The organism is Geodermatophilus chilensis (assembly GCF_002802985.1).
Taxonomy (GTDB): domain Bacteria; phylum Actinomycetota; class Actinomycetes; order Mycobacteriales; family Geodermatophilaceae; genus Geodermatophilus; species Geodermatophilus chilensis.
The window spans coordinates 32,453-42,658 of the sequence record NZ_NVPT01000021.1 but is presented as its reverse complement, the minus strand read 5'-3'; the positions used below and the strand labels follow the sequence as shown (position 1 = coordinate 42,658).

General features: G+C 74.9%; 8 protein-coding genes. 6 read left to right on the top strand and 2 right to left on the bottom strand.

Annotated features, from left to right (window positions below; all coding sequences use genetic code 11):
- The first annotated feature begins 82 nt into the window (after positions 1-82).
- The 3 genes from CNO22_RS05675 (at position 83) to CNO22_RS05665 (ending at position 4,521) form a co-directional block, all read left to right on the top strand.
- The gene (locus CNO22_RS05675) at positions 83-901 is read left to right on the top strand and encodes a diacylglycerol kinase family protein (RefSeq protein WP_232806819.1); all 819 of its coding nucleotides are present in this window, start codon (positions 83-85) and stop codon (positions 899-901) included.
- Between the two features lie 127 nt (positions 902-1,028).
- The gene (locus tag CNO22_RS05670; protein ID WP_100498359.1) at positions 1,029-3,884 is read left to right on the top strand and encodes a DEAD/DEAH box helicase; all 2,856 of its coding nucleotides are present in this window, start codon (positions 1,029-1,031) and stop codon (positions 3,882-3,884) included.
- Positions 3,885-3,912: 28 nt separating this feature from the next.
- The gene (locus CNO22_RS05665) at positions 3,913-4,521 is read left to right on the top strand and encodes a DUF4333 domain-containing protein (RefSeq protein ID WP_100498358.1); all 609 of its coding nucleotides are present in this window, start codon (positions 3,913-3,915) and stop codon (positions 4,519-4,521) included.
- 3 nt (positions 4,522-4,524) lie between these two features.
- On the opposite strand, the gene CNO22_RS05660 is transcribed toward CNO22_RS05665, so the two are convergent.
- Positions 4,525-5,442: a 5'-3' exonuclease gene (locus tag CNO22_RS05660; protein WP_100498365.1), complete on the bottom strand. Its 918-nt coding sequence runs from the start codon at positions 5,440-5,442 to the stop codon at positions 4,525-4,527.
- 67 nt (positions 5,443-5,509) lie between these two features.
- Between CNO22_RS05660 and CNO22_RS05655 the strand changes: the two genes are divergently transcribed.
- The 3 genes from CNO22_RS05655 to CNO22_RS05645 are packed head-to-tail and all read left to right on the top strand — an operon-like array spanning position 5,510 to position 8,862.
- Entirely contained in the window at positions 5,510-6,667 is a 1,158-nt protein-coding gene (locus CNO22_RS05655) for a M24 family metallopeptidase (protein ID WP_232806818.1), read from the top strand.
- Positions 6,642-7,127, top strand: a complete 486-nt coding sequence (locus CNO22_RS05650; protein ID WP_100498357.1) for an Lrp/AsnC family transcriptional regulator — start codon at positions 6,642-6,644, stop codon at positions 7,125-7,127. Before CNO22_RS05655 ends, CNO22_RS05650 begins: the two co-directional genes overlap by 26 nt.
- Positions 7,128-7,161: 34 nt before the next feature.
- Positions 7,162-8,862 (top strand): Rv2578c family radical SAM protein, encoded by a 1,701-nt coding sequence (locus tag CNO22_RS05645; protein WP_232806817.1) that lies wholly within the window; start codon positions 7,162-7,164, stop codon positions 8,860-8,862.
- A gap of 397 nt (positions 8,863-9,259) precedes the next feature.
- On the opposite strand, the gene CNO22_RS05640 is transcribed toward CNO22_RS05645, so the two are convergent.
- Complete coding sequence (locus CNO22_RS05640) at positions 9,260-10,117, bottom strand: hypothetical protein (protein ID WP_100498356.1); 858 nt, start codon at positions 10,115-10,117, stop codon at positions 9,260-9,262.
- Between the last annotated feature and the right edge of the window lie 89 nt (positions 10,118-10,206).

Genomic DNA, 10,206 nt, shown 5'->3' with positions numbered 1-10,206 from the left:
TATAATTCTATTCTTATCTACTCTGTTGATGTTTCCTTTGTCTTGTTTTTTACGTTCGCCCGCCACACGTGATCTAAACGCTGTGACTCGCCTGCGGCGCCGGCTGACCGTGCGGGCCGCGGCCGTCGCCGCGACCACCCGCGCCGCCGCCGAGGCCCAGGCCGCGGCCGCGGTCGCCGCCGGCACCGCCGCGGTCGTGGCGATCGGTGGGGACGGCGCCGCGCACGCCGGCCTGCAGGCGGTCGCCGGCACCGGCACGCCGCTGGCCGTCGTCCCGGCCGGTACGGGCAACGACCTGGCCCTCGCCCTCGGCGTGCCGGCCGACCCCGCCACCGCGGCCGAGGCGGCGGTGGCCGACCTGCGGGCGGGGGAGGTCCGCTCCGTCGACGCCGGCCGCACCGGCGGGCGCTGGTGGGCCACCGTGCTGTGCTGCGGCTTCGACTCCGCCGTCACCGACCGGGCCAACCGGCTGCGCTGGCCCCGGGGGCCGCGCCGCTACGACGTGGCCATCCTCGCCGAGCTGGCCCGGCTGCGGCCGCGCGAGCTCACCCTCGTCCTGGACGGCGAGCCGCGGACCCTGGCCGCCACGCTGGTCGCCGTGGGCAACACCGCCTGGTACGGCGGCGGCCTGCGGGTCTGCCCGGCCGCCGACCCCATCGACGGCGCCTTCGACGTCACGGTCGTGGGGCCGGTCAGCCGCCGCGAGCTGGTGCGCACCCGGCCACGGCTGACCGCCGGAACGCACGTGACGCACCCCGCGGTCACCGTGCACCGCGCCCGCCGGGTGGAGTTGGCGGGCGAGGGGCTGACCACCTACGCCGACGGCGAACCGGTCGCGCCGCTGCCGGCGGTCAGCGTCTGCGTGCCCGGGGCCCTGGCGGTGGTGGGCGCCGGCCGCTGAGCCGAGGCCCGACGACCAGCTGAGCTGATCATCCTCGGACCCATCTCGTCGCATCACCGTTATCCCCAGCAACAGCGCCGACAAGACCGACCGCGCCGAGTGGGGGAGACGCGCCTAACGTGGAGACATGTCCAGCCCCGCTGAGCGGTACGCGGCTGCCCGTCGGCGCGGTGCCCACCCCGCGCTCGCCGACTTCGCCGCGCAGCTCGGCTTCTCCCTCGACCCGTTCCAGGTGGAGGCCTGCGAGGCCCTCGACGAGGGTGCCGGCGTCCTCGTCTGCGCGCCCACCGGCGCGGGCAAGACCGTCGTCGGCGAGTTCGCCGTCCACAAGGCGCTGGCCGAGGGGCGCAAGGCGTTCTACACGACACCGATCAAGGCGCTGTCCAACCAGAAGTACAACGACCTCGTCGACCGCTACGGCGAGGCGAAGGTCGGCCTGCTGACCGGGGACAACGCCATCAACGGCGACGCGCCCGTGGTGGTCATGACCACCGAGGTGCTGCGCAACATGCTCTACGCGGAGTCCCCGGCGATCGACGGCCTGGGCTACGTCGTGATGGACGAGGTGCACTACCTGGCCGACCGCTTCCGCGGCGCGGTGTGGGAGGAGGTGATCATCCACCTGCCGCAGTCGGTGACCCTGGTGTCGCTGTCGGCGACGGTGAGCAATGCCGAGGAGTTCGCCGACTGGCTGGTCACCGTCCGCGGCCACACCAAGGTCGTCGTCAGCGAGGTCCGGCCCATCCCGCTGTGGCAGCACATGCTGGTCGGCAACCGGGTGTTCGACCTGTTCAGCCTGCGCCCGGCCGCGCACGCCGCCGAGCAGGACGACTCTCCGCGGGGCCAGTCCACCCGCGAGCGCGGCGCCAGCGTCGTCGACCCGGAGCTGGTCCGCTACGTGCGCGAGTACGAGCGGCGGATCGACACCTGGGGCGGCGGCAACGGCGGCTCCCGCCGCGAGCGCGACTGGCACAAGCCGCGCTACCGGCCGCCGGCCCGCCCCGACGTCATCGAGCGGCTGGACCGCAACGGCCTGCTGCCGGCGATCACCTTCGTGTTCAGTCGCAACGGCTGCGACGCCGCCGTCGACCAGTGCCTGCGCGCCGGCCTGCGGCTGACCGACGAGCACGAGCGCGCGGAGATCGCCGCGATCGTCGACGAGCGGACCGGGTCGCTGCCGGAGGAGGACCTGCACGTCCTCGGCTTCTGGGAGTGGCGCGAGGGCCTGCTGGCCGGGATCGCCGCGCACCACGCCGGCCTGGTCCCGGCGTTCAAGGAGGCCGTCGAGGAGTGCTTCGTCCGCGGTCTGGTCAAGGCCGTGTTCGCCACCGAGACCCTCGCCCTGGGCATCAACATGCCGGCGCGCACCGTCGTCCTCGAGCGGCTGGTCAAGTGGAACGGCGAGGCACACGTCGACGTGACGCCGGGGGAGTACACCCAGCTCACCGGCCGGGCCGGACGGCGGAGGATCGACGTCGAGGGGCACGCGGTCGTCGTCTGGGCGCCGGGCATGGACCCCTCGGTGGTCGCCGGGCTGGCCAGCACCCGCACGTACCCGCTGAAGTCCAGCTTCCGGCCCAGCTACAACATGGCCGTGAACCTGGTCAGCTCCTTCGGCCGGGCCCGCGCCCGCGAGCTGCTGGCCTCCTCGTTCGCGCAGTTCCAGGCCGACCGCTCGGTGGTGGGGCTGGCCCGCGCCGCGGCCCGGCACGAGCGGGACGCCGAGCGCTGGGCCGCCGAGATGCACTCCGAGGGCGGGGACGTCGCCGGGTACGCGCGGCTGCGCCAGGACATCGCCGACCGGGAGAAGGAGCTCTCCCGCGACTCGGCGGCCAAGCGCCGGATGGAGGCCTCCGACGCCCTGGCGGCGCTGCGGCCCGGGGACGTCATCCGGGTGCCGTCGGGACGGCGGCAGGGGTTGGCCGTCGTCCTCGACCCCGGGGTGACCGACCTGACCGAGCCACGCCCCCTGGTGCTCACCGAGGACAAGTGGGCCGGGCGCCTGGGCACCGTCGACTTCCCGACGCCGGTGAGCGCGCTGGCCCGGGTGCGGGTGCCGAAGAACTTCAACCACCGCAGCCCGCACGCCCGCCGCGACCTGGCCGCCACGCTGCGCAACGCCCGGGTCGAGAACGACCTGGGCGCACGGCGGGTGAAGAACCGCTCCGCGGCCGCCGACGACCCGGTGCTGCACGACCTGCGCCGGGCGCTGCGCGCGCACCCGGTGCACGCGCTGCCCGACCGGGAGGAGCGGGTGCGGGCGGCCGAGCGCTGGCTGCGGGCCACGCGGGAGGCCGAGGCCACCCATCGGCGGATGGCCGAGCGCACCGGCTCGCTGACCCGCCAGTTCGACCGCACCTGCGACGTGCTGGAGGACCTGGGCTACCTGGTGCCCGACCCCGCGGCGCCGCCCGTGGCCGAGGGGGAGGACCCGGTGGACCACGAGGTCGCCGACGTCAGTCCGGTGGTCACCGACGACGGCCGGCGGCTGGCGCGCATCTGGTCGGAGGCCGACCTGCTCGTCGCCGAGTGCCTGCACTCGGGGGTGTGGCGCGGGCTCACCCCGGCGGAGCTGGCCGCCGCGGTCTCGACGCTGGTGTTCGAGGCCCGCCGGGAGATGCCCGGCCAGCCCGCGGTCCCGGCCGGCAAGGTCGCCGCGGCGATCGCGGAGATGCGCCAGATCCGCGCGCGGCTGCAGGACGTCGAGCTGGACCACGGCGTCCCGGCGTCCCGCGACCTGGACCTGGGGTTCGCCTGGGCGGCCTACCGCTGGGCCGACGGGCAGAGCCTCGACCGCGTCCTGGCCGGGGCCGAGCAGGCCGGCACCGAGCTCTCCGGCGGCGACTTCGTGCGCTGGGCCCGCCAGCTGCTGGACCTGCTCGACCAGCTGGCCAAGGTCGCGGACAAGCCGCTCGCGGCCACGGCCCGGACGGCGGTGGACCGGGTGCGGCGCGGCGTGGTGGCCGTGGCGGTCGGCGGCTGAGCCGTGGGTGGGGCAGGATCTGTCGACGATGACCAACCCCCCGCACGGCGGCCCGCCGCCCGGTGAGCCGGGCCGGCCCCCCCAGCAGCCGTGGCCGACGCAGCAGTGGCCCCAGCAGCCCGGGCCGCCGCAGCCCGGCCCCTGGGGTCCGCCGGCGCCGGGTCCGTACGGCGGGCAGCCGCCGCAGGGCGGGCCCGCCTACGGTCCGCCGTCCCCGCAGTACGGGCAGCCGTGGGGTGGGCAGCCGGCCGCGGGTCAGCCGCCGTACGGGCAGGCTCCGTACGGCCAGCCGTGGGGACAGTCGCCCCACGGGCCGCCGCCTGCCCCGCCGCGCCGGTCGCGCAAGGGCCTGGTGGCCGGCATCGTCGTCCCGGCCGTCCTGCTGCTGGTCGCCGTGGTGCTCGCCCGGCTCTTCGCCGACACCGTGCTCGACACCGGGCGGGTCGAGGAGGACGTCGCTGCGCAGTTCGAGCAGATCGAGGGCGTGGCCATCGACCTGACCTGCGACGACGAGATGCAGGTCGAGCAGGGTGCCGACTACGAGTGCACCGGCACCACGGCCGACGGCGAGGAGGTCACCCTCCGCATCGTCATCACCGACGAGGACACCGCCGCCTACACCTGGGAAGAGGTGTAGCGCTCAGCTCAGCGTGTCCTCCGGCCAGCCCAGCGCCGCACCGAGTCGCCGCAGCGAGGACTCGAGGCCGTGCGCGGCGGCCAGCGCCGCCAGCGCGCCGGGGTCGGCCGGACGGCGGGGGAGCGCGCCCTCCACCGCCGGCAGGTCGATGTCGCGGGCGACGGCCGCCACCACCGGGGCGGCGTCGAGGTAGTCCGCGCCGGCGTGCAGCTTCTTGAGGACGGCGGCGGTCAGCGGCGGCTTCGGGACGACGGCGCGCGCGGCAGCCGCACGGATGCCGGTCAGGTCGCCGAACTCGGTGATCAGCGCGGCCGCGGTCTTCGCGCCGATGCCGGCCACCCCGGGCAGCCCGTCGCTGGGGTCGCCGCGCAGGACGGCGAAGTCGGCGTAGGCCCGCCCCGGGATGCCGTACTTCGCGGTCACGGCCGCCTCGTCGACCAGCTCGAGGTCGGTGATGCCGCGGGCGGTGTAGAGGACGCGCACGCCGCGCTCGTCGTCCACCAGCTGGAACAGGTCGCGGTCGCCGGTGACCACGTCGACCGGGCCCCGGGCGCGGGTGGCCAGCGTGCCGATGACGTCGTCGGCCTCGTAGCCGGGGGCGCCGATCCGCGCCAGCCCCGCCGCGGCGAGCACGTCGACCAGCACGGGCACCTGCGGGCCGAGCTCCTCGGGGGTCTCCTCGCCGCCGTCGGGGGAGAGCCGGTGCGCCTTGTAGGAGGGCAGCGCCCGCACGCGGAAGGCCGGGCGCCAGTCGTCGTCCCAGCAGGCGACGAGCCGGTCGGGGGAGTGGGCAGTGACCAGCCGGGCGGTCATGTCGAGGAAGCCGCGGATCGCGTTGACCGGGCGCCCGTCGGGTGAGGTGACGCTGGTCGGGACCCCGTAGAACGCCCGGAAGTAGAGGCTGGCGGCGTCGAGCAGCATCGTCGTCACGACTCGGGACGGTAACGGCCGGACGCTGTCGTCGTATCCGCTGGTTACGCTCCCGTTCGTGTCCTCTCCGACCGCCGCTCCGACCGCGTCCGGGCCGCTGGTGACCCTCGACCGCATGCTTGCCGTGCGGGAGGTCGCCGCGGAGACCGGGGTCGACCTCCTCGTCGTCACCCCGGGCTCGGACCTGCGCTACCTCTGCGGCTACGACGCCCACGCGATGGAGCGGCTGACCGCGCTGGCCGTGCCCCGGCGGGGCGAGCCGTTCCTCGTCGTCCCCCGGCTGGAGGCGCCGATGGTCGACGCCAGCCCGGCCGGCGCCCTGGGCCTGGAGGTGCTGGCCTGGGACGAGACCGACGACCCGTTCGCGCTGCTCGGCCGCACCGCCACCGCGCGCCTGGGCGCCGCGCCGGCGCGGGTGGCCGTGGGCGACCGCACCTGGGCGCTGCACGCGCTCGGCGTCGCCGGTGCCCTCCCCGGGGCGGCGCTGGAGCTGGGGAGCCCCGTCGTCGACCGGCTGCGCATGGTGAAGACGCCGGCCGAGGTCGCCGAGCTCACCGCGGCCGGCGCGGCCATCGACCGGGTGCACGCCCGGATGGGGGAGTGGCTGCAGGTCGGGCGCACCGAGGCCGAGGTGGGGGCCGACATCGCCGCGGCGATCCTCGCCGAGGGGCACGTGTCGGTGGACTTCACCATCGTCGGGTCCGGGCCCAACGGCGCCAGCCCGCACCACGAGCTCTCCGACCGGGTGGTGCAGGAGGGGGACGTCGTCGTGGTGGACATCGGCGGCGAGACGGCCACCGGCTACCGGTCGGACTGCACCCGCACGTACGCGGTCGGCCGCGCGCCGGGGGCCGAGGTCGCCGAGTGGTACGCCGTCCTCCAGGAGGCCCAGCGCGCCGCGACCGCCGCCGTCCGCCCCGGGGTCACCTGCGAGCAGGTGGACGCCGCCGCCCGCGACGTCATCGCCGCCGCCGGGTGGGGGGAGTACTTCATCCACCGCACCGGGCACGGCATCGGCCTGGACACCCACGAGGCGCCCTACATCGTCGCCGGCAACGACCTGCCGCTGGAGCCGGGCATGGCGTTCTCCGTCGAGCCGGGCATCTACCTGCCCGGCCGCTGCGGCGCCCGGATCGAGGACATCGTCGTCTGCACCGACGACGGCGTCACGGCGCTCAACGAGGGCCCGCGTGAGCTCGTCGTCCTCCCCGGCTGACCACGGCGGCGGGCCGCTCACCTCCGGCGACGTCGACCGGGCGCTGCTGGCCGCGCTGGCCCGGGACGGGCGGGCCAGCTACACCGAGCTCGCCGAGCGGGTGGGGCTGTCTGTGTCGGCGGTGCACCAGCGCGTCCGCCGGCTCGAGCAGCGCGGGCTGATCACCGGCTACCACGCCAAGCTGGACGCGAAGGCCCTCGGCCTGGGCCTGACGGCCTTCGTGGCGATCACGCCGTCCGACGCCGCCACCCCCGACGACGCGCCGTCCCTGCTGGCCCACCTGCGCGAGATCGAGGCCTGCCACTCGGTGGCGGGGGTGGAGAGCTACCTGCTCAAGGTGCGGGTGTCGTCCCCCGACGCGCTGGAGGCGCTGCTGCGCACCATCCGGCAGACGGCCAACGTCAGCACCCGGACGACGGTGGTGCTCTCCACCTTCTACGAGGACCGCCCGCCGTTGTAGCCCCGGCTGGACAGGCTCTCGAACGTGTGTTCGGATGGCCGGCATGCGGTGGGACGCCCAGCGGCTGGACGCCGAGGACCCGGCGACGCTGCCCGGCATGCCGACGTTGCGCGGCCTGCTGCGCAGCGTGCAGGTTCCGGAGTTCCCCGGGCTGACGTTCCACGAGGTGCGCAGCAAGAGTGCGCTCAACGAGGTACCTGGGGACTCGGCGGTGCCGTTCCGCTGGACGATCAACCCCTACAGGGGCTGTTCGCATGCGTGTGTGTATTGCCTACGGGGCGACACGCTCGTGCTGATGGCCGACGGGCGGCAGAAGGCGATCGCCGACCTGCGGGTAGGCGAACGGATCGTCGGGACCGAGCGCCGTGGCACGTACCGGCACTACGTGACGACCGAGGTGCTGGCGCACTGGTCGACGGTGAAGCCCGCCCACCGGGTGCGTCTGGCCGACGGGACCGAGCTCGTCGCCAGTGGCGACCACCGCTTCCTGACCGGCCGCGGCTGGAAGCACGTCACCGGGGCGATGGCCGGCCGCGACCGCCGCCCGTACCTGACGACCAACGATGAGCTGCTCGGGTTCGGCCGGTCGGCTGATGCGCTGGACGTCTGCGCGGACCATCGCCGCGGCTACCTGAGGGGTGGCCTGCGTGAGCACGTGCGGTTCATCCACCTGGTCGACCCGGCGATCCGCCGCACGTGCCCGCTCGACGGCATCGCCGTCACGAGCGACGCCGATCTCCGCGTGGTCGAGGTCCAGGACCTGGGGCTCGAGATGCCGATGTACGACATCACCACCGGGACAGGGGACTTCATCGCCAACGGCGTGGTCAGCCACAACTGCTTCGCCCGCGGCACGCACCAGTGGCTGGAGCTGGACACCGGGCGAGACTTCGACAGCCAGGTGGTCGTGAAGACCAACCTGGTCGACGTCCTGCGCCGCGAGCTGGCTCGGCCGTCGTGGCAGCGCGAGCACGTCGCCCTGGGCACCAACACCGACCCCTACCAGCGCGCCGAGGGGCGGTACCGGCTGATGCCCGGGGTGATCGGCGCGCTGGCCGGCTCCGGAACGCCCTTGTCGATCCTGACGAAAGGCACCCTGCTGCGCCGGGACCTGCCGCTGCTGGCGGCCGCCGCCCGGGACGTCCCGATCGGGCTGGGTGTCTCGATGGCCATCTGGGACGGCGACCTGCACGCCTCGCTCGAGCCCGGGGTGCCCAGCCCGCGGTCGCGGCTGGAGCTGGTACGGGCGATCACCGATGCCGGCCTGTCCTGCGGGGTGTTCCTCGCCCCGGTGCTGCCCGGCCTCACCGACCGGCTGGCCGACCTCGACGCCGCGCTGGGGGCGATCGCGGAGGCCGGTGCCAGCGGCGTCACCGTCGTCCCCCTGCACCTCCGCCCCGGCGCCCGCGAGTGGTTCTCCGCCTGGCTGGCCCGCGAGCACCCGCAGCTCGTGCCGCGCTATCAGCAGCTCTACCGCCGCGGAGCCGTCGTGGCGCCGGAGTACCGCACCTGGCTGGCCGGGCGGGTGGCCCCGCTGCTGGCCCGGTACGGGTTCGACCGGCAGGCCGGGGGAGCGGCGCGCGGGGCGGACGTCGGCGACACCCCGGCCGGCATCCCCGGCGATGGGGAGAGCGACTTCCCGGCGGGGAGCCTGCCGCCGACCCGTCCGGGCGCCCGGACGGCGCAGGCCCGCCCCGCCGCAGCACCGGCGGGCGAGCAGCTCACGCTTCTCTGAGTCGGCGCGTCACGGACACCGGCACGGTCGTCCTGCGTGCGCGCCGGGCGTCGGCCCGTTATCCACAACATCGCAATCACCAACGCGAGGGACCCCCGCACGCACCGAGGTAGGGGAGAGGCCCACCCGGTACCCGGCCCTCTGAGCCCTGCTGCAGTACCGGGCAACGGCATCGGCTGCGGAGGGCGCCACGACGGCCTGGGCTCGCTGTGGCCGAGCGCTCGGTGCCGCCAGAGCCGGCGCCCGTCCCTGGACCGACCGGCGGGCAACTCGTGCCGCTGTCATGCCGGACCCGTGGCGCACGTCTATGGCGCGTACGTCTCCGTTATCCCCAACGATCACCTACAAAAAACAAAAGGCAAACACCTCCAGCAACCACGGGGGATCCGCGCCTCGGTCAGGAGCCGCGACCCTCGGCCTCCCGTGCCGCCCGGGCGGCACTGCGCTTGGCGCGCACGGCGCCGCGTGGGGCGACCGGCTCGGTGCCGCCCGCGAGCGCGAGCCGACGGTAGGAGTCGTAGGAGAGCGTCAGGTACTGCACCGCCAGCGCCTCGGCCCACTCGCGCCGCGACGGTGGCGCGCTCATGCGCAGGTGCTGCGCGGTCCGCACGGCGTGCTTGGCGAAGGTCACCTGCAGCGCCTGGGTGGAGAGCTGGGCGCCCACCGCCGAGGCGAGGCCCGGCCCACGGCGCAGCGCCGGCAGCACCCACGGACTGTCGGCGAGCGCGGGGAACCGGGCACGGCAGTCCTCCCAGGCGTGCCACGCGGTCAGCGCGCCCGGTACCGACCACTCGCCGTCCTCGGTGCGGACGACGACCCGCCGCGCGGTGGGGTGCACCTGGTCACGGCGCAGCGACCGGAACTGCCCGACGGTGCCGGGCCAGCCCAAGGCCAGCGCGCACCACGCCACGGTGCGCAGGTGCTCGGGGTCCTCGCTCCTGATCTGCGAGAGTGGCCGCAGTTCCAGGGTCTGCGGGTCGGGCTCCGGCGTCCGCACCATGGGCAGCGCGATCCCGCCGTACCGGGCCACCTTGCTGTAGAGGGCGACGGTGGCCGGCTTCCAGTCGCGGGCCTCGGCGATCGGGGCCATGCCCTCCTCGACGAGGGCGTCCGGCCCCATGCCGACCTCGAGGGCGGCGTCGACGAGCCGGCGCCACTGGGCCTCGTAGCCCGGGGGCACCGGCAGTCGCTGCCAGGCCCGCTCGGGGGGTGGAGCCGGCATCGCCGGCAGTGGTTGTGCCCACCGGTCGGTCATGCAGCCACTCTACCGTTATACCCAACAACAATAATAACAACTCAATCGGTCGAGCCGTCGACCACAAGAACGGCGCCTCCGGCGCCGGA

Excerpts from the sequence above, each read along its gene's own strand:
- CNO22_RS05645 (WP_232806817.1), top strand. The coding sequence starts at position 7,162 with ATGGCCGGCATGCGGTGGGACGCCCAGCGGCTGGACGCCGAGGACCCG.
- CNO22_RS05640 (WP_100498356.1), bottom strand. The coding sequence starts at position 10,117 with ATGACCGACCGGTGGGCACAACCACTGCCGGCGATGCCGGCTCCACCC.
- CNO22_RS05670 (WP_100498359.1), top strand. The coding sequence starts at position 1,029 with ATGTCCAGCCCCGCTGAGCGGTACGCGGCTGCCCGTCGGCGCGGTGCC.
- CNO22_RS05660 (WP_100498365.1), bottom strand. The coding sequence starts at position 5,442 with ATGCTGCTCGACGCCGCCAGCCTCTACTTCCGGGCGTTCTACGGGGTC.
- CNO22_RS05665 (WP_100498358.1), top strand. The coding sequence starts at position 3,913 with ATGACCAACCCCCCGCACGGCGGCCCGCCGCCCGGTGAGCCGGGCCGG.